Below are 22,728 nucleotides of genomic sequence, written 5' to 3'. Positions count from 1 at the left end.
TAGTTGACGGCGATTATCTTTGTGAGATTTACAAAAAAAACACCACCGTTCTGCTGTTATTATGACCCATCACTCTGATCAACGCGCCTACTTTTTCAAGATTGACACCACGATCAAAAAAATCCGCAGTTCACTGCAAAAAATGCTGAACGAACAAGGAATCGACCTCACCGTCGATCAATGGGTTCTGGTCGACCACATTTCCCGCGACGAAGGTATCAGCCAGAACGCCTTGGCTGAGGTGACCTATAAAGATCCGCCCACGGTGACACGCATTATCGACTTGCTGGAGAAGAAGGGCTTTGTGGAGCGGCGCAACGCAGTGGGTGACCGCCGCAAGTTCAACATCCACATGACCAAGAAAGGCCTGCAGGTTCGCGAGGAAGCCTTTCCGATTGTAGCCGAAATTCGTCGCAAGGGTTGGGGTGAACTGAATGAAGCCGATTATCAGCAGTTCGTCCATATCATGGATTCGATCTATAATAATTTCAACGAAAAAGAATGACGCTTCCGACTCCGTGGCTCGACATCGCGCCGGATTCCGATTTTTCGCTGTACAATCTACCTTTCGGTATTTTCAGTCACGATTCGGAGCCGCCGGGAGTAGGCGTAGCTGTTGGAGAATGGATAATTGATATGGCCGCAGCGGCCCGGGCCGGCGCGCTGCACCTAGGCAAAGTACCGGAGTCGGTCTACCGGGAAAGTACCTTAAATGCATTCATGGCGTTGGGCCGTCCGGCAGTCCGCGAGGTCAGGAACATCCTTCAGGAGCAACTCACCCAGCCTGACTCGGCTCTGCATAGGGTAGCGGACCGCGTCCTCGTCCGGCAAGCTGCTGCCACGATGCACTTGCCCGTGGCCATCGGCGACTACACCGATTTTTATTCCAGCCTGGAACATGCCACGAATGTTGGTAAACTCTTCCGGCCTGAGAACCCTCTGCTACCCAACTGGAAACACCTGCCGGTTGCTTATCACGGTCGCGCTTCTTCTATTGTGGTGTCGGGTACTCCAATCCACCGCCCGAACGGGCAGACCATACCCGCTGGAGCCACCAATCCCGTTTTTGGACCCAGCGAAGCGCTGGACTTTGAGTTGGAGCTGGGATTTTTGATTGGAAAAGACTCTGCGATGGGGATACCTGTTTCGACATACGAAGCCGAGGAGTACCTTTTCGGTTGCGTGCTATTCAATGATTGGTCGGCGCGGGACATTCAGCGCTGGGAGTACCAGCCGCTGGGGCCTTTTTTGAGCAAGAACTTTGCCTCGTCTGTGTCACCCTGGGTAGTAACGATGGACGCACTCGAAGATTTCCGCGTATCGGACCCGGAGAAAAACCCCGAGCCTTTGCCATACTTACGGACTAGCGGGGCATTGAATTTCGATTTGAATCTGGAAGTGGCAATCAAAGCGGATGCTATGGAAACTACCGTCTGCCGCACCAACGCCCGGCACCTGTATTGGAACATTCGCCAGCAAATCGCGCACCATACCGTGACGGGCTGCAATCTGCGCGTCGGCGACCTATTAGCTACGGGTACCATTAGCGGACCGGAGGGCAGCGGATGTCTTTTGGAACTGACCGATGGCGGCAAAAAGCAGGTCAGGTTGTCAGATGGCAGTGAGCGCATTTATTTGCAGGACGGCGACGAAGTAATTATCCGCGGCTTTGCCGAACGTAAGGACGCACGTGTGGGTTTTGGGGAAGTACGGGGTGCCATCCGGCCTGCCCAAAGTCACTTCGCACACGAGGAAAATTAAATGGTGTTTCTGTTAGCACCACTATTTAAAATAAAAAAATGAAATCCATCGCCCCCGCCGACCTCGGCTCCCGCGCTTTTTATAAATACATGACCGCCGCCGTGGCTCCGCGCCCCATTGCGTTGGCCAGTACCATCGACCGGAATGGGAACATCAACCTCAGCCCGTTCAGCTTTTTCAATTACATGGGCATTGACCCACCCATCGTGGTGTTTTCGGCCGGACGGCGTGGTCGCGACAATTCCTATAAGGATACCGCGCTGAACCTGATGGAAGTACCCGAAGTGGTTATCAATATGGTGACCTATGACATGGTGCAGCAAATGTCACTGAGCAGCGCCGAGTACGAGCGGGGTGTCAATGAGTTTGAGAAAGCAGGCTTCGCAATGCTACCCGCCGAGCAAGTAAAGCCGCCCCGCGTGGCGGAATCTCCGGCACAATTTGAGTGCAAAGTGTTGGAGGTAAAGGAATTCGGCACAATGGTGCTGGTGATCGCGGAGGTAGTTTTAGGACATTTTGCCGAAAGTATTCTCGACGAAAACGGCCAAATCGACCAAACCCGTACCGACTGGGTGGCCCGCATGGGTGGCGACTGGTACGTACGGGCGAGCGGCGAGACGATTTTTGAAGTACCCCGCCCCCAATATGGTATTGGCGTGGATGCACTGCCCGAAAGTGTTCGTAATTCTAAAATCCTGACAGGCAACGATCTGGGGCAGCTGGGAAGCCTGATAAAGTACCCTTCCGAGGAGGAAATTGCGGATTTTGGAGGCAATGAACAACTGCTGGCCTTACGCGAGGAGGCGCAATCCGGCTGTCAGTACTACCCGGATTTGCTGCATAACCACGCCCGGCAGCTGTTGGCAGAGGGTCAGGCGGCCAAGGCACTTCTTACTTTGTTGCAATAGGAATTGCACGGGTTTTACCATCTCAATTTCTTTCTCTTTATCTTCGCAAGCTGTCAGCAGTATGATTGGCGGCTTATGTACTTATTTCACCCAGAACAATTAACCTGAAATCAACCACAACATGAAATACCTCGGATTATTCGCTGTCGCACTGCTTTTTGTCGGCTGCGCCAAAGACGCCTCCACTTCCCAGAAGAAAGAGAAAGGATGGGTTTCTATTTTTAACGGCAAAAACTTTGACGGCTGGAAACTTACCGATGAAAGCCCGGGTACTTTCACAGTGGAAGACGGCACGATCAAAGTCGCCGGTCCAAGGGCACACATGTTCTACGATGGCCCCGTAGGAAACCACGACTTCAAGAACTTTGCTTTTAAGGCCGACATCAAGACCATGCCCGGTGCCAATTCGGGGATGTTCATCCACACGGCTTATCAGCCCGAGGGCTGGCCTGCCAAAGGCTACGAGATTCAGGTGAACCAGTCGCATACCGATTGGCGAAAGACGGGCAGCGTATATTCCTTCCAGGATGTAAAGGAAGTATATGCGAAAGACGGCGAGTGGTATACCGAAGAAATCGAGGTACAGGGCAAGCGCGTCACGGTAAAGGTAAATGGGAAGGTCATCAACGATTATATGGAGCCCGCTGAGCCAAAAGATGCCCAGAAGCGCCTGAGTCGTGGTACCGTAGCCTTGCAAGGCCACGATCCCAAAAGCGTTATCTATTACAAAAACGTAATGGTGAAGGTACTTCCCGACTGAGGAATGGGTCGAGTGGCTGGTGAACCCCTGGCAAGCATTTTTAAACGACAATCCGCTTTGCTTGTCCATGTGCTTTCACCAACCATTCTTTTAGAACACCATGAAAAAATCCTCATTTGTAGTCGCGGCTCTATTTGCCAATTTGATATCCATACTTCCTGCCCTAGCCCAGACATCCACCGTGGTCAACAAAGAAACCCGCCGCATTGAAGTAACGGGCTTTTCGGAAATGGAGGTGATGCCTGATGAATTGTACTTTACGGTTTCGCTACGGGAATACTATAAAGACGAGAAAAACCAGAAAGATAAAGTACAGATAAATGTCCTGGAAAAGCAGCTCGTCCAGGCGGTAACCGAAGCCGGGCTGCCGAAGGAAGCCCTGTCTGTGAGCGGCGTGGGCGGCTACCAGCGCTATTGGGAAAAAGACAAAAAACCTTCCACGTTTCTGGAAAGTAAGCAGTACCAGTTAAAAGTGGAACGTGCTGATAAGCTTGACGGTATACTTTCAAAAGTGGATAGCCGTGGTATTCAGTCTGCCCATATGAGCCGGGCCGACCATTCGCGCAAGGAAGAATTCAAGAATCAGGTGAAGGTCGAGGCACTCAAAAACGCCAAGGAAAAAGCGGCCTTCCTGTTGAATGCCATCGGTGAAAAGGCCGGTCCGGTGCTGGAAATCCGGGAACTGGAAGAGGGTGCCTCTTATCCGCAGCCGATGTACAGGTCGAGCTTGCACGTAGCTTCCGTTGAGGCCGACGGGGTACCCGACAGCGATCTCGATTATCAGAAGATAAAACTGAGCTACCGGATGCAGGCGGTTTTTGAAATAAAATAATCTTCCTCTGGCTATGATAAAATCCATTCAGCGCGTTCCTTATCTCTTGTGGGGTATTGCCGCGCTGAATGTGTTTTTACACCTGGCCTTTTACCAAAATCTGGAATACCACCGCGACGAACTCCTCTACTTTTCGCAGGGCTTGCATCCGGATTGGGGTTATGCCTCGGTGCCGCCACTGACGGGCTGGCTGGCCGGGTTGGTAGGAGCTACGCTGGGTTTCTCGGTTTGGGCGGTGAAGGTACTTCCAGCCTTATTCAGCGGTGTAATGGTGCTGCTCGTGGTGGCCATCAGCCGCGAATTGGGCGGACGAGATTACGCGCAGATTCTGGCGGGTATCGGCGTGGTACTTACGCCGCTCGCTATGCGGGCATTTTTTATGTTTCAGCCCGTTTATCTCGATATTTTTTTCTGGACACTGCTGTTTTACTGGCTTGTCCTATTTTTGAATACTTCTTCTCAGCAGTACCTATACGCCCTGGGCATTACCCTGGGACTGGCGCTACTCAACAAGTACCTCGTTGCACTTTGGGCATTGAGCGCCTTAGCAGCTCTGCTACTTACCGATGATCGGAAGGTTTTTACCCGAAAAGCGGTATACGTGGCTTTTGGCATAAGCTTGCTCATTTTTTCACCCAATATTATCTGGCAAATCCAGCACGACTTTCCGGTGTTGCAGCATATGGTCGCGCTGAATGAAAGTCAGTTGGTTCACGTCGATCGCGATCAGTTTCTGGCGGATCAATTGCTGATGGGCTACTCTGTGCTTCTGCTCCTTGTGCCGGGACTTTACTTTTTGCTGCGCCACCGAAAGTACCGTAGCGTGGCTCTTATAGTACTTTTTACGGTAGGATTGCTTTGCCTGGTGCGCGGCAAGAGCTACTATACAGCTGGAGTATTCCCGGTATTGTTAGCCGCTGGGGCCGTTTTTTGGGGAAATATTTTAGTCAAAACTTTTGGCAAAATTCTTCTTCCTGTCTCGATGTTTCTGCTTGTTGTGCCGCTTTTGCCACTCGGGCTACCCATTTATGATGTGAAAGGATTAGCGGCTTACTTCGATAAGCTTGACAAAAACTACGGCGTCGACGTAGGAAGGCGTTTTGAAGATGGCACCGTCCACTCCCTTCCTCAGGACTACGCTGACATGCTGGGCTGGGAAGAACTTACGCGCCTTGTCCAACGTGCCTACCAGCAGACGGGTGATAAGACAAACGTCCTGATTTATTGTGAGAATTACGGCCATGCGGGTGCCATCTCAATCATTGGCAAAAAGTACCTTCTGCCCGAACCCATGTGTTTTAGCGAGAGTTTTCTTTACTGGGCGCCCGGTTTGCTCAACCACGAAGTCCGGGAATTTATTTATGTCAATGATGAATTGGGCGAAGATCTTCAACGGGGATTCGCTGAAATCAGAGAAATCGGCCGGATTCAAAATGTCAACGCCCGCGAGTTCGGCACGCGCGTATACCTGTGCCGCCAGCCCAGGGTTGACGTGCAGGCTTTCCTGAAAGCGCGTATTGCGGAAGAGACGCCCTTCTAAATGCCGTTTTTACAACTACCGGCAAAGCGTTTAGTGCCAATGTGATGAATGGTTTTTACGGCTGGGAATAGTTTTTGTACATTTGGTAAAAAACACAAATAAAACCTTCTTAGAAACTATGAGCGTAAATGCCAAACACTTAGCCACTTTTGTGCTGGGAGCCGCCGCCGGAGCTAGCATGTATAAGTACCTGCAAACCGAAGAAGGCGAGAAGATGCTGGAAGACCTGAAATCAAAGGCCGGCAACCTCCGTGACGAAGCCGAAGGTGCCGTGGACAAAGTACCTGATTACTTTGAGCAACTTAAAACCAAAGGCACGGATACTTTGAAGGAAACCTTCCCCGACGCTGAGCAAATGCTTCGCGACCTGATGGACAAATTTACGGGCAAGAAATCGGAGCCGACAGTAGAATAGCGTTTTTTATTTTAACCGAAAAAGTTCTTGGTTCTGAACGATGACAGCATTTTAACGCTGTCATCGTTTTAGTTACATCAACCCGTTCAGCTTTGCGTGGTAGAGCAGCATGATCGTTTTGGCGTCTTTGATCTCGCCACGTTGAATCATGGATAAAGCCTCCTCGAAGTCTATTTCCATTACTTCGATGTTTTCCTGCTCATCGGCGTGACCGCCCCCCTCCCCCACCTTCATATCCCGGCTGTACTCTGCCACGAAGAAATACAGAATCTCCGTTACCGAGCCGGGCGACATATACGCCTCGAAAATCTTTTTCACTTCCCGGATTTGATATCCCGTTTCTTCCTCCGTCTCGCGCCGGATGCAGTCCTCCGCGTTGTCCTTGTCCAGTAAGCCCGCGCAAGCTTCAATCATCATGCCCGTCGGGTTGCCATTGGTGTAGGTCGGCAACCGGAATTGCCGGGTTAAAATGACTTTTTGTCGCTCTTTATTGTATAGCAATATCACCGCTCCGTTACCACGATCGTAGGCTTCGCGCGACTGCCGCTCCCAGCTACCATCCTTCCGCTGGTAGTCGAAGGTGACTTTTCGCAAGGTGTACCAGTTATCAGACAAGACTTTTTCTTCAACGATTCGGATTTCGGGGTTCATGGGCAGTAAATTAGAAAGATCAGTATTTTGGGGGAATTTTAGAAAAGCTGTCTTGGCCCAAAACAGCCTAAGGGAAACTCAGTCTGCGATTTACTCAAAAAACACCAAGTTCATGCACATCGTAGCCATTGGCGACGTTCACGGGCGCAACGCCTGGAAAGAAGTAACAGGTACGGAGGCCGACCAGATCATTTTCATCGGCGACTACGTCGATCCCCATCAGCCCATACCTGATCTTGACGTCATCCATAATCTGGAAGAAATCATTGCATTCAAAAAAAGTACCCCTGGGCGCGTCACGTTGTTGCTAGGCAACCACGATGCGCAGTACCTTCATTATCCCCTTTATCCGTGCTCCGGCCATCGCGCCGACTTGCAGGAATCGCTGGGCGGTTTGTTTAAGGAGAATAAAGATTTATTTCAAATCGCGTGGCAACACGACAACTACCTCTTTACCCACGCGGGAGTCTCACAGGGCTGGCACAAGCGCAATATTTCTGTTTTGAATGAAATGAAGAAAGAGAATTTGGCTGAAACCCTAAACGCAATATATAAGAGCGAGTACCGCGACATCATTTTTGAAGTAGGCCAAAGACGGGGCGGCTGGCATCCTTACGGAGGACCTATCTGGGCCGACCGGTCCGAAACAAAAGAAGACTTTCTACCTAACTACCATCAGGTAGTCGGGCACAGTCGCGTTTCCGACTTCGAATCTTACAGCGACGAAAATGCATCCATCACCTTCATTGACGTAGGCGATACGCGCGTTCGGTTTTACCATCGGCGCTTCGGGGAAAATTAAGTAATTTTGGCCTTTGCTATTTTCTTAGACTCTCACCCTGTACAAAATGCGCTCTCTTTATCTTAAAATTTCCGCGTCGATTGTCCTGATTCCGCTGATACTTTCCTGTAGCAGCGAAAACTCACCCAAGCTTTCGGAACAAAGCCTCATTCCCATGCCGGTATCCGTCACGGCTACTGATAGTGTTTTTGAGCTTGATGAAAATACGGCCATATATGCGCAGTCGGGAAATGAGGAGGTGAAGAACATTGCACAGTATCTGGCAGACCGCCTTAATCCGGCCACGGGCCTGGACATCGAGGTGAAAACAGCAAACGATGCCTCGGTGGCGGGAAGCATTCATCTTACCCTCACGGATGCCGACACTACGCTGGGCGACGAAGGCTACGAACTAACCATTGCTACCAGCGGCATAAAATTACTGGCCCACCAGCCTGCCGGACTTTTCCGGGGAATTCAGACGCTGCGCCAGGCTCTGCCTGCCGCAATCGAAAAGTCGGAAAAACAGTCCGGTCCGTGGCGAATTCCGACGGGTACCGTCCGTGATTATCCAGAGTACGCTTACCGGGGCGCGATGCTGGACGTGGCCCGCCATTTTTTTAGCGTGGAAGACGTGAAGCGCTATATCGACCTGATCGCTTCTTATAAAATGAACGTCCTGCATCTGCACCTTTCGGACGACCAAGGCTGGCGGATCGAGATCAAATCGTGGCCCAAATTGGCTACCTACGGCGGAAGTACCAATGTGGGAGGTGGAAAGGGTGGCTACTACACGCAGGAACAATACAGCGATTTGGTCAACTATGCGCAGAGTCAATACATCACGATCGTCCCTGAAATCGATATGCCCGGCCACACGAATTCCGCTCTGGCTTCCTACCCTGAGTTGAACTGTAATGAGAAAGATCCCAATCCGAAGCTGTATGAAGGCATCGAAGTAGGCTTCAGCACGCTGTGTACGAGTAAGGAGCTTACCTATAAATTTGTGGACGATGTCGTGCGGGAGCTGGCGGCCCTCACACCTGGCCCGTACATACACGTCGGTGGCGACGAGTCGCACGTGACACCGATGGAAGAGTATATTCCGTTCATTAACCGCGTACAGGATATCGTTCAATCGCACGGTAAGCACATGATCGGCTGGGACGAAGTGACTAACGCCAGCCTGAAGCCTACTTCCGTAGCTCAGTATTGGGCCAAGGCCGAGTACGCTCAATCGGCGGCTAAACAGGGCGCGAAGCTGATTATGTCCCCGGCCAAATACGCTTACCTCGATATGCAATACGACTCTACCTCTAAATACGGTCTGCACTGGGCGGCTTACATTGAGTTGGATAGCGCTTACAACTGGGAACCTTCCACGATGGTGTCCGGCGTGAGCAGGAAGGATATTCTGGGCGTTGAAGCTCCAATCTGGACTGAAACCATAGCAGACATGGATGCTCTTGAATACATGGCCTTCCCACGTCTGCCAGGCCTGGCCGAAATCGGCTGGTCCCCAAAATCGGCACGCGACTGGACACAGTACCGCGATCGCCTGGGCAAACATGGCAAGCGCATGGAGGCGATGGGGATCGGATATTACCCTTCTAAACAGGTAGTTTGGGAAAAGTAAAATCCCGAATATTTTCTTGCATTTTCCCTATTTTGGCACCAACTTTGCGCCCCAATCCTAAAAAGGACAACCAAGTGCAGTCGAACAAACGCCATACTTCCCGTGTAATCAGTAGCTTACTGGCAGCCATGATGCTGATGGTAGCCATTGCGGGCAAGTCATGGACTGTGGCTTCGTCGCCCGTTGAGAAGGAAAAAACGGAGCATTTGGGCCGAAAGGCCAAAAGTGATCCGGCGACTGACGATTCGGCCAAAGGCCATGCAGCCACAGTAAGCGAACTTTCGCTTCATGCGGTAGTGACGCCTGCATTGTCGTTCGATTTCACGCAGTCGCTTTTTGCGCTGCCGCAAAATTTCATCTATCATTTTGAGGAAAGGGTTGCCGTTCCTCTCGCGGCCCGCACGTCTTACTATTATTTCTCCTACTTCCGGCACGTCTTCGGCCACCACATCGCGCCCAACGGGCCTTAGGGCCAATTTTGAATGAGTGAATGAGTGAATAGACGTTTTACTGCGGTTATGTCATTCGTCACCATTCTGCCTAATTGCCGCGGCCCTGTCGAATGTTTCATCAGGGAAATCACTCGTTCTTATTTTACCAATAACATTTTTGAATAGTCGATATGCATCCCCCGGATGGTATTCTCTCATTCAAAATTCAAAATTGATCCTATGCGTAACAAAACCGGAATAATCACCCTAACGATCGTAATAGCGCTGATCAGCATCTATTACCTGTCGTTTACTTTCGTGGCGCGGAAGTACAACGCTGACGCCGTCACTTATGCCACCGATGCCCAGGGCAAGGTGGACTATACCAAGAAACAAGGCTTCATTGACTCGCTCTGGCGCGAGGACGTGTATTTGGGCCACACGCTGCAGGAGGTTATGGAGCGGCAGCTTAGCCTGGGTCTCGACCTGCAGGGCGGAATGCACGTGGTACTGGAGGTAGCTCCCGCCGATATTGTGAAAGGACTGGCAGGCAGCAATGCCCGGGGCTCGCAGTTTCAACAGGCTATCAAGGATGCCAATGAAGCGCAGAAAAGCAGCCAGAGCAGCTACGTAAACCTGTTCGTAGACGCTTATAAAAAAGTGGCCCCCAACACCAACCTGGCCAGCGTGTTTGCCAATAGCGCTAACCGCAGCAAAATTAACAGTAGTTCTTCCGACGGCGAGGTAGTTGCCATGCTGAACGAAGAGGTTGAAGGTGCTATCGATCGGGCCTACAAGATCATTCAGGCGCGGGTGGACAAGTTTGGCGTAACTAACCCCAACTTGCAACGCCTGCCCGGCAAAAACCAGATTCTCGTCGAGTTGCCCGGAGTGGATAACCCCGAGCGTGTACGTCGCCTGCTATCGGGTGCCGCAAAACTGGAATTCGCCGAAGTTTATAACGTCAACGAAATCAATGCCGGCCTTGACCAACTGGGTCAGTACCTGAGCCGGGAAGAGGCCGCCGAAAAAGCCAATCGCCCGACTGCCGCTGCTACCACGGACACGACCCAGAAATCGACTCCGAGCAACCTGGAAGAGCTGCTGGCGCAACGGGGCGATTCTGCCGCTACTGATACTTCGGCCCTGGCCGCGCAGACTGCCGCTCTTACCAACCTGTTCGTTCCACTACCCCAGGGTTTGGGCGTTTATATGAAAGACACCGGCCGGGCGATGGAAATTCTGCACCGTCCCGAAGTGCGCTCATTTTTCCCTTCGGATCTGGTGTTCATGTGGGACCGTCAGGGCATCGACGCTACCAATGGACAGCTTATTTTGCCGCTCTATTTTATTAAAAAACCTAACGGGCAAGCTCCACTGGAAGGCGACGTGATCGTGGACGCAACGCACGACTACGACGAGCGTGGACGCCCCGAAGTAAGTATGCGCATGAATGGCGAGGGCGCCCGCAAATGGCGGACATTGACAGCCAACAACGTAGGCCGTCAGGTGGCGATCATCCTGGATGGTCAGGTGTACACCGCCCCCAATGTGAACGGCGAGATTCCTAACGGTAATTCCAGCATTTCGGGTAGTTTCACCGTAGAGGAAACCAAGGATATGGCCAACGTGCTTAAGGCCGGTAAACTACCCGCCCCTACCAATATCGTGGAAGAGGCGGTAGTTGGATCTACGCTGGGTTCCGAAGCTGTAACGGCGGGCGTGCTGTCATCGTTGGTTGGTTTGATCGTGGTGCTGGTGTTCATGGTAGCGTACTACAGCCGCGCGGGCTGGATTGCCGACGTCGCGCTGTTCGTCAACCTTTTCTTCCTGATGGGGGTCATGGCTTCGCTCGGTGCGGTGCTTACGCTATCCGGTATCGCGGGTATCGTGCTGACAATCGGTATGTCGGTGGATGCAAACGTGCTGATCTATGAAGGGATAAAAATCGAACTGGAAAACGGTAAACCCTTCGCCGTGGCAGTACGAGATGGCTTTAAGAGTGCGCTCTCAGCCATTATTGACTCGAACGTAACGACTTTGCTAACCGGTGTGATTCTGTTCATCTTCGGTACCGGACTGGTACTTGGCTTCGCCACCACGCTGGTTATTGGTTTGATTACTTCACTGTTCGCAGCCATTTTCATTACCCGGTTGTTGCTTGAGTACACCATCAAGCAGGGTAAGACGCTGAAATTTTATTCCGGCCTGACAAAGAACTGGTTCAAGGACACCAACTTCGATTTCATCACGCAACGGAAGCGTTTTTACTACGTTTCGTCGGCTATTATCCTGATCGGTATCGGCTCGTTCATCTTTAAAGGATTTGGCCTGGGTATCGACTTCAAGGGCGGACGCTCTTACACGGTACGTTTTGAGAAGAATGTCAGCACCGATGAGGTGCGTACGGCCATGACCGAGACATTGGGAACTACCCCCGAGGTGAAAACCTTCGGTGGTTTCGACCAGGTGAAGATCACAACGGCTTACCTGATTGATGACACTTCTCCCGACGCGGACAAAGAAGCCGAAGCAAAAATCATGGAAGGGGTATCTAAGGTACCGGGCAATAGCAAGGCAGAGATTGTGAGCTCGGCCAAGGTCGGTCCGACCATCGCTTACGACACGATGATCTCGGCCTTCTGGGCGATTCTGCTGGCGGTGGCCGTCAACTTCGGCTATATCTTCATCCGATTCCGACGCCTGGCCTTCAGCTACGGTGCGGTAGCTGCGCTTTTCCACGACGTAATCGTACTGCTGGCTATATTCTCGCTGTTCAATGGCTGGTTGCCTTTCTCGCTGGACATAGATCAGGCCTTCATCGGTTCGATACTTACGATCATGGGGTACTCCATGAACGATACTGTGGTAATTTTCGACCGTATCCGTGAGTACCTTAACGACAAGAACACCCGTAAGGATAGCGTACCTGTCATCATTAACAACGCGTTGAACAGTACCCTGAGCCGCACCGCCGTGACGGGTATTTCGACGATGCTGGTACTTGTCGTACTGCTGATTTTCGGTGGCGAAGTTATTCGTGGTTTCACCTTCTCAATGCTTATCGGCGTTATCGTAGGAACCTATTCGTCGCTGTTTGTGGCCGCCCCCATCGTGGTGGATACCTTACAGCGCGACCTGCTCAGGAACCCCATCGTGGATGAGCCGGAGCCCGCTCCCAAAAAGGGAAAAGTAGCAAGAGCATAATAATGGCGTGCAAAAAAGGGGGAGAGTCAGCGGCTTTCCCCCTTTTTCTTTGGCAAATGCTCAATTTCAAACAAATTTCCCTTAGTTTCGCAACGCAACGCGAGACAAACCTCATGCCTTCCATCTCATAATTTGTACTTCATAATTCTACCTTACCTATGAATCAACTCTGGATTACCAAGCCCCTGGATAAACTCATGGCCGAATCGACGGGCGAGGGCAATCAATTGAAACGCACCCTCAGCGCGACCAGCCTGGTAGCACTAGGCATCGGGGCCATCATCGGCGCGGGGCTATTCTCCCTCACGGGCATCGCCGCCGCTGAACATGCAGGTCCGGCCGTGACGATCTCATTCGTGCTGGCCGCCTTCGGCTGCGCATTCGCAGGCCTTTGTTACGCCGAATTCGCTTCCATGATTCCCATTGCGGGCAGTGCCTACACCTACTCTTACGCCACAATGGGTGAGTTTGCGGCCTGGATCATCGGGTGGGACCTGGTCCTGGAGTACGCCCTCGGCGCAGCTACTGTGGCCGTGAGCTGGTCGAGGTATCTACTGGAATTTTTGGGAGGCTTCGGCATACACCTTCCGGTCGAACTTGTTTGTTCCCCTTTTGAAGAAGTAACGTTGAGCGATGGAACCCTTGTGACGGGTGGGCTCATCAACCTACCTGCTATTCTGGTGGTGTGCCTGCTCTCATTGCTCTTAATTCGCGGCACAGAAGGTTCGGCTTTGATGAACAATATTCTGGTAACGCTGAAACTACTGGTGGTAGTGATGTTCATCACCCTGGGCTGGAGCCATATCGACCCTGCCAATTACACGCCCTATATTCCTGCCAATACAGGTGAGTACGACCACTTCGGCTGGACGGGCATCGCCACAGGCGCGGCGGTAGTGTTCTTCGCTTTCATTGGGTTCGATGCCGTGTCCACGGCGGCGCAGGAAGCCAAGCATCCGCAACGGGATATGCCCATCGGTATTTTGGGTTCTCTGGTAATCTGCACGATCCTGTACGTCCTGTTTGCGCACGTAATGACAGGCCTGGTAAATTACACGGTATTTGAGGGGGATGCCAAACCCGCCGCAACGGCCTTTGCCGTTACAGGTTACGATTTTTTGCAAAACGCCCTGATCCTGGCAATTCTGGCGGGCTATACGTCCGTAATGCTGGTGATGCTGCTTGGACAGAGCCGCGTATTCTACACGATGAGCAAAGACGGGCTGCTCCCACCCTTTTTCAGTGATATTCATAAGAAATTCCAGACGCCCTGGAAGACCAATCTGTTTTTTATGGTATTCGTGAGCCTGTTTGCCGGGTTCGTTCCTGTGAGCGATTTAGGGCACATGGTCAGCATCGGCACGCTATTCGCTTTCTGCCTGGTGTGTGCGGGCGTTTGGCTCATGCGAGTCAGGATGCCACACATCCACCGGGCTTTCAAAACGCCGTTGGTGCCCTTCGTGCCGATCATGGGAATCGTGGTCTGCCTCTACCTGATGTACTCGCTGCCCATTGAAAGCTGGTACCGACTGGCGATTTGGCTGGCAATCGGTCTGGGCATTTATTTTTTCTACGGAAAGAAGCACAGCGGCATGAACCCCGATAATCCTGAGAACATCGAGAGTTGAGTCTTTTCAGCCGCCGATAGCCCACCGCTTTGGCCAAATTTAAAAGAAGCCCGTGAGAAAGTTTTCTCACGGGCTTCTTTTGTTTATTTGTAAAATTTTATGGTAGTTTAGCGTTTTCGCACCAAATATTCTTTTAATAAAGAAAGTAAACCCATCCTCCAACAAACCCTCCTTATGAAAAGAAAATTTTCCCTGCTCTTCTTACTTTTAGTGTCGCTGGCCAGCAGTCCGCTTTTTGCCCAAACCGCCGAAGAAATAGGTTTGGACAAAAAGATCAACGCCTGGGTGCAGCCTGCTACTGAAGCAGTGAGTAATGTTGTTTTCTATCCAATCCAACTGGGTGACGATGCCGCTACAAGTATGCCTTTGGTAATTATTTTCCTGCTGCTTTCGGCGCTTTTCTTTACCATTTATTTCAAATTCATTAACATCCGGGGCTTCAAAACGGCCGTCCAAACTGTCAAGGGTACCTACAGCGACCCTAATGACGCAGGTGAAGTAACGCACTTTCAGGCATTGACTGCCGCCGTGTCGGGCACGGTGGGCCTGGGTAATATTTCGGGCGTGGCCATCGCTATTTCGCTGGGTGGGCCCGGGGCCACTTTTTGGATGATTCTGGCTGGGTTGCTGGGGATGTCGTCCAAGTTTGTGGAGTGTACCCTGGGTGTCCGCTACCGTGAAATCGGCCCCGACGGCAAGGTGTATGGCGGTCCCATGTATTACCTTACCAAAGGCCTGGCGGACAAAGGTCTGGCCGGGCTGGGAAAAGTACTAGCGGTTTTCTTTGCCATCATGTGCGTAGGCGGCTCGTTCGGCGGAGGCAATATGTTTCAATCCAACCAGGCTGCCAAGCAATTTCTTGACATGGTGGGGTCGACTTCCACCTCGGCAGGTACCATTTTCGGCGTCTTCATGGCAAGCATGGTTGCGCTGGTCATCATCGGCGGCATCAAGCGCATCGGTGCTGTCACAGAGCGAGTCGTGCCATTTATGTGCGGCATTTACATTCTGGCAGCATTGGTGGTGATAATTGTCCATGTTCAGAGCCTGCCCGCCACATTCGGTAAAATTTTCGGAGAAGCGTTCAGCCCTGTTGCCGTAGCCGGAGGTTTCGTCGGGGTTCTGGTGCAGGGATTCCGCCGGGCGGCTTTCTCAAACGAAGCTGGCGTGGGTTCGGCAGCGATTGCGCACTCCGCCGTAAAAACTGATTTTCCTGCCAGTGAGGGCATCGTTGCCTTGCTGGAGCCATTTATTGACACGGTCGTTATTTGCACCATGACGGCCCTGGTAGTCATCATCACAGGCGACTACAATCAGGCCGGAGCGATGGGGGGCGTTGAAGTCACTTCCCAGTCTTTCGCCACCGTCATCCCCTGGTTTCCTTACGTGTTGACCGTCACAGTGGTACTTTTTGCTTTTTCGACAATGATTTCATGGTCGTACTACGGTTTACAGGCGTGGTTATTCCTGTTTGGCAAAACCAAGGTTAACGATATCATCTACAAAGTACTGTTCTGCTGCTTTGTTGTAATCGGTGCCGCCGCCAGCCTAAGTGCGGTTACTGATTTCTCCGACGCTATGATCTTTGCCATGTCAGTACCCAACCTAATCGGCCTGTTCTTCCTGTTGCCTGTCGTAAAGAAGGAAGCAGCCAAGTACTATGCCTATATTAAGAGTGGAGAGTGGAAGCAGTACCACCCCGAAGCAAAATAGGTTTTCGAGGATAAAAAAAGGAGGAGGCATTCCGTGAATGCCTCCTCCTTTTTTTATCCCTTTCTTCTAGGCACCGGCATTTCTTCAATTCCCAGGGTGGTCAGGTGCGGATTGAGAATGCGTGCAGTGATGTGCAGCTGAAAGTACCGGACCCCTTCTACTACAAAAATATGGGTAAACCAGCCGTGTTGTTTTAAGCGGCGGTAAATGCTTGAATAACTGACCGAGCTCGGCCAGCCCTGCGCGCCCAATGCCGTGTGCAGGGTATCCACGGCTTTGTTCAAATTGGAAAAATACGTGATTGTTTCTTTCGTCGAACCAAAAGGATTGGCCTTCACCAATGGTTTGATGATGACCTCATATATGGTTTGCTGTCGTGCGGCCATTTTGTACTAATTGTGGATAAATCACCTGTTTTTGATTAAAAACTTGCGCTGGATCAACTTTTCTGAAAAATAGTAGACCTATTTTTCAGACCCTAAAATTCTCGAAACTTTTTTAGCAGCGAAGCCGTTTTATAGTTGTTGTTTTTAAACGAAGAAGCCAGATTCCCGCGAGTCTGGCTTTTTTGCATTTATCACAGTTTCTCTCTTCTCGTAATTTGAGATTTGGCAACTACCTGATCTCCGCAACTTTCCCTTTCTCCAGATTTATAAAGCGATTGATACAACCAGGTATCTCGTGCGGGTAGTGTGATACGTAAACCAGCGTTCTTTCTCCTGACCTACACACAGCATCCACTACGGATTTGAAATGCTCTACCGCTCCTATATCCAAACCCTGACAAGGCTCGTCTAGAATCAGCAAGGGGGGATTCTTTACCAATGCCCGCGCCAACAGCACCAACCTTTGTTCGCCTTTTGATAATTTTTGCAGGGGTCGTTGCATCGCGTGGGCCACGCCCAACAGTCTGGCTAACAGTCCTACGCGTTCAGTTTGTATATCGTCCAGTTTTTTAAAATAAATGCCCGTGGCGTCAAAAAAGCCGGAGGCGATGGCTTTGAAAACCGTTGTTTCGACAGGGAAATACAAATGCAGCTCCGGCGACACATGACCGATTTTTTGTTTGATGTCCCAGATCGATGAACCCTTTCCGCCACGTTTCTGGTCAAACAGATCGTAATCATTAGCAAATCGCTGTGGGTGATCGGCAGTCAGAATGCTCAGCAACGTAGATTTTCCAGAACCGTTCGGGCCGGTTAATGCCCACTTTTCACCTTTCCGCACTTTCCAATCTATATTGTCCAGCACGGCTCTGCCGTCATACACGACCCTGATATTTCGCAAATCGAAGGCGTAGTCGAAATCGATGGCAACAGGGGTATCCAGAAATACAGGTAGTTCGCCAGTCAGGGGAACAATCGAACTACCCTCGTACGCATCTTTTTCATAATGGGCTTTAACCTTGATTTTCCCTTTTTCCAGCGTCAGAACGTTGGTAATCCAGTCAGGAATTTCGCTTGGAGATGTAGCCAGCAGAACAGTGGTGCCCTGCTGAATAAGTTCCGCCAACGCATCGTGCAAAATTTGCCGTGAAAACACATCCAGGCCCACAAATGGATGATCTAACAGCAGAATATCGGGTCGCTTGACTAACGACCGTGCTAATAGCATCCGTCGGGTTTCGCCATTGGAAAGGGTGATGAACGGTTGGTCAAGCAATGCTGTGAGCTGCAGCATTTCGGCAATGTTCTGTAAGGTTTTTACGGTAATATGGCTTTCCGAAATCTGCACGGACTGATCGTCAACCGTTCCGACAGGCTTCATTTGCTCAGTCAGCACCTCACGGACAGTGGGCGCAATACCCGCTTCGTGCGCCTGGAACCGTTGCTGATGGTACTGGGCTGCTGCCCTTGCAATGCGGTGGAAAGAGTAGTCGTTGGCCACAAACTCAACGGCCCCCTGCTTTCTCAGTATTCCCCTTGCCGTAGCCCAGCGCCCGGCGATGGTTTCAAGCAGTGAGGTCTTGCCAGAACCGTTACCGCCCACAATCGCCCACTGCTCTCCGGGATTTACCCGCCAGTCGAGATCAAAAAGTACAGGAGTATCGAATTTGCGGACGGAGACATTTTCCAGAGAAATCATGGACATGGGGTGAAAAACCTATTGGGTAAAAAATAAGAACAAAAGTGTGATGGCACAGTTTTTACGCTAACATAATTAATATTGTTAAGTATAAATCATATAAAATAAACCCAACATGGACTCTATAAAATCTGTCGCTGAACTCGACACCCCTTCTGATCTGAAAGAAGCTGCCCGCAAAAAGGTAGCGGAATCCGTTAATGGTTTGGTGGCCGACGCCTTCGCGCTGTACATTAAAACCAAGAATTTTCACTGGCACATGTCCGGGCCGCATTTCCGCGATTACCATCTGCTGCTTGATGAACAAGCTGCTCAAATTCTGGCCACCATCGATCCGTTGGCAGAGCGAGTGCGGAAACTGGGCTACGATACCATTCGTTCAGTAGGACATATTGCTCAGCTACAAACCGTAAAGGATAATGACGAAGATTTCGTTAGCGCGCAGGACATGCTTAAAGAGCTAATTGATGAAAACAAGAAAATGGGCAAGAAGCTGCGTGAGACCCACGGTCTGTGCGATGACGCCGACGACGTGGCTACCGCCAGCTTGTTGGAAGAGTATGTAGACGCCACTGAGCGCCGGACTTGGTTCCTGTTCGAGACTACGCGCACGAAGAAGTAATGGGTAGTTGTTCGATCCGAAAAGGCTCGCATATAAACAGCGGTCGCTCTGGGGTAAAGTCCCTCGAACGACCGCTGTTTTAATTTAAAAAGCTTTCCAAATCTTCCGCAGATTCTTATTTGCGGAAGATGGGTTTATCTTTCTATTCTCTACTTATACATCACTGCATTTACTGCGTCCAGGGTCCGCTTCACGTTAGGCAGAATCTCCTCAATCAGTGTCGGCGCATAGGGCAGTGGTACGTCACGGTTAGTGATGCGCATTACCGGGGCGTCGAGGTAGTCAAAAGCGTAGCGCTGGATATGGTAGGCCAGCTCGGAAGAGATAGACGCCAGCGGCCAGGCTTCCTCCACGATCACGCACCGATTGGTTTTCTTGATGGATTCCACTACGGTGGCGTAGTCGATGGGACGAACTGTGCGGAGATCCACTAATTCGGCACTGATGCCATTCTTTTCCAACTCTTCGATGGCGGGTAGTACTACCCGCGGGATCATCTTGCCGAATGAAACGATTGTCACATCCGAGCCTTCCTTCTTGACTTCCGCTTTCCCGATAGGAATTAAATATTCCTCCTCCGGTACTTCGCCCTTATCACCATACATCACTTCCGACTCCATAAAAATAACCGGATCGTTATCCCGGATGGACGACTTCAAAAGACCTTTGGCATCATAAGGGTTGGCGGGCACTACCACTTTCAGACCGGGCGTATTGGCATACCAGTTTTCGAAGTTCTGCGAGTGCTGCGCTCCGAGCTGTCCGGCGTTGCCGGTTGGGCCCCGGAACACAATGGGCACATTGTACTGTCCGGCAGACATGGAGAGCATCTTGGCAGCGCTATTGATGATCTGATCGATGGCAACGAGCGAGAAGTTGAATGTCATGAACTCAATGATGGGACGCAGGCCGTTGGAGGCAGCCCCAACGCCGATACCGGCAAAGCCCAATTCGGCAATGGGGGTGTCAATCACCCTTTTCGCCCCGAACTCATCCAGCATTCCCTGGCTGGCTTTGTAAGCCCCATTATATTCGGCGACTTCCTCACCCATCAAAAACACTTTCTCGTCGCGGCGCATCTCCTCGGACATCGCCTCTTTTATGGCATCTCTAAACGCTATTTCGGGCATTTTTTACAGTTGAAAGTTGAAAGTTGAGGGTTGAGAGTGAAAAAATCCGCTTCAACCTCTGACAAAGTACCCGTAAAACTAGTCATTGAGCCTGAATTCTCAAATTGTTAACACGGTTTGGCGGCCTTTTCCGGGTCATAGTTTGTAATTTTATGGCAGGACAACTCAAATTCTGTTTCCATGAAAAATTATTTCCCGGCATCTATTCTTCTTTCACTTGCTTTAACTTTTTATTTAAGTTCCTGCAAATCAGGAATAAGTGGATCAAAAGACGACGCCGTGAATTCTCTTCGCACCGGGCGGGTGATGCTACCCAACGGTTGGTCGTTGACAACACCGGGCAAGAGCCTGCCACTGGGTGATTTGCCGCTAAATGTCGCGGTTTCTTCATCGGGCAGGTGGATGGCCTTTACCAACAACGGGCAGGGGACGCAAAGCATCACGCTTATCGACCGTGAAAAGGAAACGATAGCCGACGAAATCGAGATACCCAAATCATGGGTAGGGCTGGCTTTTTCATCCGATGAAAAACGGCTCTTTGCTTCGGGGGGAAACGATAACCTCATCAGAATATACCAGAATACCAATGGTAAACTCCGTGAAAACGGCCAGATTTTGCTGGGCGAACCTTGGCCTAAGGGTAGAGTTTCCCCGGCGGGACTATGCTTCGACGACGCTACCAACTACCTCTATGTCGTCACCAAGGACGACAGCGCCCTCTACACCTGCGACGCCGTGACACGGCAGGTGCTGCGTAGGGAACCGCTGCCCGCCGAGGCGTACACCTGTGTGCTGTCGCCCGACAAATCGCAGTTATTCATTTCGCTGTGGGGCGGCGAGCGGGTTTTGATTTACGATTTGCAAAAACGAGCCGTTGCCGGAGAAATAGCCGTAGGTAGCCATCCCAACGATATGGTTTTGACTAAAAATGGCCAATATCTCTTTGTAGCTAATGGGAACGAAAATACCGTATCAGTCATTGACTTACGCGCCCGAAAAATTATCGAAACGCTCACGACTTCGCTTTTTCCTGACGCTCCGGCGGGGAGCACCCCCAATGGCCTCGCCCTTTCGGAAGACGAAAATACACTCTACGTTGCTAATGCCGATAACAATTGTTTGGCCGTGTTCGACGTGTCAGATCGGGGTGAAAGTCGCTCGCTGGGGTTCATTCCCACGGGCTGGTATCCAACTACGGTGCGCGAAGTCGGCGGAAAGATATACGTGGCCAACGGCAAGGGTGTCACTTCGCTGGCGAATCCCGGCGGGCCGCAGCCGACCATGACAGGAGCTGAGCGGGCCAAAGCGGAATATATAGGTAGTTTATTCCAGGGCAATTTGTCCATCATCGACAAACCCGATGAAGACCTTCTGGCGGGCTACACAAGGCTGGTGTACGAGAACACGCCCTACACCAAAGAAAGGGAGACAGTAAGCGAAGGACAGAAAGGTAACCCCATTCCTGGTGAGGTGGGCGGATCATCGCCTATTAAGTATGTTTTCTATATCATTAAGGAAAATCGCACCTACGACCAGATATTTGGCGATATGCCCGAAGGCAACGGCGATTCGAGCCTATGCCTTTTCCCAGAAAAAATAACGCCTAATCATCACGCCCTGGCTCGGGAGTTTGTGCTACTGGACAATTTCTACGTCAATGCCGAGGTGAGTGCCGACGGCCATAACTGGTCGATGGCGGGCTATGCGACCGATTTTGTAGAAAAAACCTGGCCTACCAGCTACGGTGGACGCGGTGGTACTTACGATTACGAAGGAACGCGCGAAGCAGCCCACCCGAAAGATGGTTTCATCTGGGATTATTGTAAGCGGGCAGGCGTCAGCTACCGGTCTTATGGCGAATTCGTCTCCAATAACGGGCCAAACATCAAGGCGTTGGAAGGCCACTACGATCCCAACTACCGCGGCTACGACCTCAGCTACAAAGACGTGGATCGCGTGGCGGCCTGGGAAAAAGACTTCGATGCCCTGTTGGCGGCTAACAAAGTACCGCACTTCAACACCTTGCGCATTTCTAACGACCATACTTCCGGGCTGCGCATCGGTGCCCCGACACCCTTCGCGCAGGTGGCCGACAATGACCTGGCGTTGGGCCGTTTTGTAGAGCATTTGTCCAAAAGCTCCATCTGGAACGAATCTGTGGTATTTGTGGTGGAGGACGATGCCCAAAATGGTCCCGACCATGTGGACGCGCACCGCTCGGTAGCGCTGGTTATCGGTCCACATGTGAAACGAAACTACGTGGATCACACGATGTACAGCACCACCTCGCTGTTGCGGACGATGGAACTGATTTTGGGTCTGCCGCCGATGAGTCAGTACGATGCCGCCGCGACACCCCTCTGGCGCAGTTTCACTGCCAAGGCTGAAACAAAGACTTTTACGGCCCTGCCCAGCAACGTGGATCTCAACCAAAAGAATGTCGCCGTCAACAAGCATTCCATCCGCTCGGGTGAGCTGAACCTGGCCGTTCCCGACGCGATCGACGACGTGGAGTTCAGCGAAATTGTCTGGAAAGCCGTGAAAGGTCTCGACAGCAAAATGCCCGCGCCACGACGATCCGCGTTCGTACGGGCGCGGGCTGAGGAGGAGGAAGATGATTGAATTGAC

19 protein-coding genes are annotated in these 22,728 nt (G+C 51.3%); 15 read left to right on the top strand and 4 right to left on the bottom strand.

Annotated elements, in window-relative coordinates; all coding sequences use genetic code 11:
- Window positions 1-61 precede the first annotated feature (61 nt).
- From IE117_RS25805 to IE117_RS25775, 7 genes are all read left to right on the top strand, one after another.
- Window positions 62-505, top strand: coding sequence for a MarR family winged helix-turn-helix transcriptional regulator (locus tag IE117_RS25805; protein WP_189569148.1), 444 nt, complete (start codon window positions 62-64; stop codon window positions 503-505).
- Window positions 502-1,761 (top strand): fumarylacetoacetase, encoded by a 1,260-nt coding sequence (gene fahA / locus IE117_RS25800; RefSeq protein WP_189569146.1) that lies wholly within the window; start codon window positions 502-504, stop codon window positions 1,759-1,761. Before IE117_RS25805 ends, fahA begins: the two co-directional genes overlap by 4 nt.
- A gap of 38 nt (window positions 1,762-1,799) precedes the next feature.
- Entirely contained in the window at window positions 1,800-2,669 is an 870-nt protein-coding gene (locus IE117_RS25795) for a flavin reductase family protein (protein ID WP_189569143.1), read from the top strand.
- A 121-nt stretch (window positions 2,670-2,790) separates the two neighbouring features.
- Window positions 2,791-3,429 carry a 3-keto-disaccharide hydrolase gene (locus IE117_RS25790; RefSeq protein ID WP_189569141.1) on the top strand — a complete coding sequence of 213 codons (639 nt, stop codon included), beginning with the start codon at window positions 2,791-2,793 and terminating at the stop codon, window positions 3,427-3,429.
- A gap of 100 nt (window positions 3,430-3,529) precedes the next feature.
- Window positions 3,530-4,261 (top strand): SIMPL domain-containing protein, encoded by a 732-nt coding sequence (locus tag IE117_RS25785; protein ID WP_189569138.1) that lies wholly within the window; start codon window positions 3,530-3,532, stop codon window positions 4,259-4,261.
- A 13-nt stretch (window positions 4,262-4,274) separates the two neighbouring features.
- Entirely contained in the window at window positions 4,275-5,801 is a 1,527-nt protein-coding gene (locus IE117_RS25780; RefSeq protein ID WP_189569135.1) for an ArnT family glycosyltransferase, read from the top strand.
- A gap of 118 nt (window positions 5,802-5,919) precedes the next feature.
- Entirely contained in the window at window positions 5,920-6,216 is a 297-nt protein-coding gene (locus IE117_RS25775) for a YtxH domain-containing protein (RefSeq protein ID WP_189569132.1), read from the top strand.
- Window positions 6,217-6,288: 72 nt separating this feature from the next.
- Here the strand turns inward: IE117_RS25775 and nudK are convergent, their stop codons facing one another.
- Complete coding sequence (gene nudK / locus IE117_RS25770) at window positions 6,289-6,867, bottom strand: GDP-mannose pyrophosphatase NudK (RefSeq protein ID WP_189569129.1); 579 nt, start codon at window positions 6,865-6,867, stop codon at window positions 6,289-6,291.
- 112 nt (window positions 6,868-6,979) lie between these two features.
- On the opposite strand from nudK, the gene IE117_RS25765 reads away from it, so the two are divergent.
- From IE117_RS25765 to IE117_RS25740, 6 genes are all read left to right on the top strand, one after another.
- Window positions 6,980-7,669 carry a metallophosphoesterase gene (locus IE117_RS25765; RefSeq protein WP_189569126.1) on the top strand — a complete coding sequence of 230 codons (690 nt, stop codon included), beginning with the start codon at window positions 6,980-6,982 and terminating at the stop codon, window positions 7,667-7,669.
- 46 nt (window positions 7,670-7,715) lie between these two features.
- On the top strand, window positions 7,716-9,284 hold the full coding sequence (locus tag IE117_RS25760) for a beta-N-acetylhexosaminidase (RefSeq protein WP_189569123.1): 1,569 nt from the start codon (window positions 7,716-7,718) through the stop codon (window positions 9,282-9,284).
- A 32-nt stretch (window positions 9,285-9,316) separates the two neighbouring features.
- Complete coding sequence (locus tag IE117_RS25755; RefSeq protein WP_189569120.1) at window positions 9,317-9,754, top strand: hypothetical protein; 438 nt, start codon at window positions 9,317-9,319, stop codon at window positions 9,752-9,754.
- Window positions 9,755-9,955: 201 nt separating this feature from the next.
- On the top strand, window positions 9,956-12,922 hold the full coding sequence (secDF, locus tag IE117_RS25750; RefSeq protein WP_189569116.1) for a protein translocase subunit SecDF: 2,967 nt from the start codon (window positions 9,956-9,958) through the stop codon (window positions 12,920-12,922).
- A 158-nt stretch (window positions 12,923-13,080) separates the two neighbouring features.
- On the top strand, window positions 13,081-14,550 hold the full coding sequence (locus tag IE117_RS25745) for an amino acid permease (protein ID WP_189569113.1): 1,470 nt from the start codon (window positions 13,081-13,083) through the stop codon (window positions 14,548-14,550).
- A 174-nt stretch (window positions 14,551-14,724) separates the two neighbouring features.
- Window positions 14,725-16,263 carry an alanine/glycine:cation symporter family protein gene (locus IE117_RS25740; RefSeq protein WP_189569110.1) on the top strand — a complete coding sequence of 513 codons (1,539 nt, stop codon included), beginning with the start codon at window positions 14,725-14,727 and terminating at the stop codon, window positions 16,261-16,263.
- A gap of 53 nt (window positions 16,264-16,316) precedes the next feature.
- Here the strand turns inward: IE117_RS25740 and IE117_RS25735 are convergent, their stop codons facing one another.
- Both IE117_RS25735 and IE117_RS25730 read right to left on the bottom strand, forming a co-directional pair.
- On the bottom strand, window positions 16,317-16,649 hold the full coding sequence (locus tag IE117_RS25735; RefSeq protein ID WP_189569108.1) for a hypothetical protein: 333 nt from the start codon (window positions 16,647-16,649) through the stop codon (window positions 16,317-16,319).
- Between the two features lie 229 nt (window positions 16,650-16,878).
- On the bottom strand, window positions 16,879-18,354 hold the full coding sequence (locus tag IE117_RS25730; RefSeq protein WP_189569106.1) for an ATP-binding cassette domain-containing protein: 1,476 nt from the start codon (window positions 18,352-18,354) through the stop codon (window positions 16,879-16,881).
- Window positions 18,355-18,463: 109 nt separating this feature from the next.
- On the opposite strand from IE117_RS25730, the gene IE117_RS25725 reads away from it, so the two are divergent.
- Window positions 18,464-18,970: a Dps family protein gene (locus tag IE117_RS25725; RefSeq protein WP_189569104.1), complete on the top strand. Its 507-nt coding sequence runs from the start codon at window positions 18,464-18,466 to the stop codon at window positions 18,968-18,970.
- Window positions 18,971-19,119: 149 nt separating this feature from the next.
- Here the strand turns inward: IE117_RS25725 and IE117_RS25720 are convergent, their stop codons facing one another.
- A complete protein-coding gene (locus tag IE117_RS25720; protein WP_189569101.1) occupies window positions 19,120-20,100 on the bottom strand; it encodes a pyruvate dehydrogenase complex E1 component subunit beta in 981 nt (326 codons plus the stop codon).
- 180 nt (window positions 20,101-20,280) lie between these two features.
- On the opposite strand from IE117_RS25720, the gene IE117_RS25715 reads away from it, so the two are divergent.
- Window positions 20,281-22,722: an alkaline phosphatase family protein gene (locus IE117_RS25715; RefSeq protein ID WP_189569098.1), complete on the top strand. Its 2,442-nt coding sequence runs from the start codon at window positions 20,281-20,283 to the stop codon at window positions 22,720-22,722.
- Window positions 22,723-22,728 lie beyond the last annotated feature (6 nt).

The organism is Persicitalea jodogahamensis, assembly GCF_014651615.1.
GTDB lineage: Bacteria > Bacteroidota > Bacteroidia > Cytophagales > Spirosomataceae > Persicitalea > Persicitalea jodogahamensis.
Note: the sequence above shows the minus strand (reverse complement) of the source record. Positions and strands in the feature narration are given on the sequence as shown.

Bases quoted from the DNA above. Each gene is read 5' to 3' on its own strand.
- IE117_RS25805 (WP_189569148.1), top strand. From the start codon at position 62: ATGACCCATCACTCTGATCAACGCGCCTACTTTTTCAAGATTGACACC.
- fahA (WP_189569146.1), top strand. From the start codon at position 502: ATGACGCTTCCGACTCCGTGGCTCGACATCGCGCCGGATTCCGATTTT.
- IE117_RS25795 (WP_189569143.1), top strand. From the start codon at position 1,800: ATGAAATCCATCGCCCCCGCCGACCTCGGCTCCCGCGCTTTTTATAAA.
- IE117_RS25790 (WP_189569141.1), top strand. From the start codon at position 2,791: ATGAAATACCTCGGATTATTCGCTGTCGCACTGCTTTTTGTCGGCTGC.
- IE117_RS25785 (WP_189569138.1), top strand. From the start codon at position 3,530: ATGAAAAAATCCTCATTTGTAGTCGCGGCTCTATTTGCCAATTTGATA.
- IE117_RS25780 (WP_189569135.1), top strand. From the start codon at position 4,275: ATGATAAAATCCATTCAGCGCGTTCCTTATCTCTTGTGGGGTATTGCC.
- IE117_RS25775 (WP_189569132.1), top strand. From the start codon at position 5,920: ATGAGCGTAAATGCCAAACACTTAGCCACTTTTGTGCTGGGAGCCGCC.
- nudK (WP_189569129.1), bottom strand. From the start codon at position 6,867: ATGAACCCCGAAATCCGAATCGTTGAAGAAAAAGTCTTGTCTGATAAC.
- IE117_RS25765 (WP_189569126.1), top strand. From the start codon at position 6,980: ATGCACATCGTAGCCATTGGCGACGTTCACGGGCGCAACGCCTGGAAA.
- IE117_RS25760 (WP_189569123.1), top strand. From the start codon at position 7,716: ATGCGCTCTCTTTATCTTAAAATTTCCGCGTCGATTGTCCTGATTCCG.
- secDF (WP_189569116.1), top strand. From the start codon at position 9,956: ATGCGTAACAAAACCGGAATAATCACCCTAACGATCGTAATAGCGCTG.
- IE117_RS25745 (WP_189569113.1), top strand. From the start codon at position 13,081: ATGAATCAACTCTGGATTACCAAGCCCCTGGATAAACTCATGGCCGAA.
- IE117_RS25740 (WP_189569110.1), top strand. From the start codon at position 14,725: ATGAAAAGAAAATTTTCCCTGCTCTTCTTACTTTTAGTGTCGCTGGCC.
- IE117_RS25735 (WP_189569108.1), bottom strand. From the start codon at position 16,649: ATGGCCGCACGACAGCAAACCATATATGAGGTCATCATCAAACCATTG.
- IE117_RS25730 (WP_189569106.1), bottom strand. From the start codon at position 18,354: ATGTCCATGATTTCTCTGGAAAATGTCTCCGTCCGCAAATTCGATACT.
- IE117_RS25725 (WP_189569104.1), top strand. From the start codon at position 18,464: ATGGACTCTATAAAATCTGTCGCTGAACTCGACACCCCTTCTGATCTG.
- IE117_RS25720 (WP_189569101.1), bottom strand. From the start codon at position 20,100: ATGCCCGAAATAGCGTTTAGAGATGCCATAAAAGAGGCGATGTCCGAG.
- IE117_RS25715 (WP_189569098.1), top strand. From the start codon at position 20,281: ATGAAAAATTATTTCCCGGCATCTATTCTTCTTTCACTTGCTTTAACT.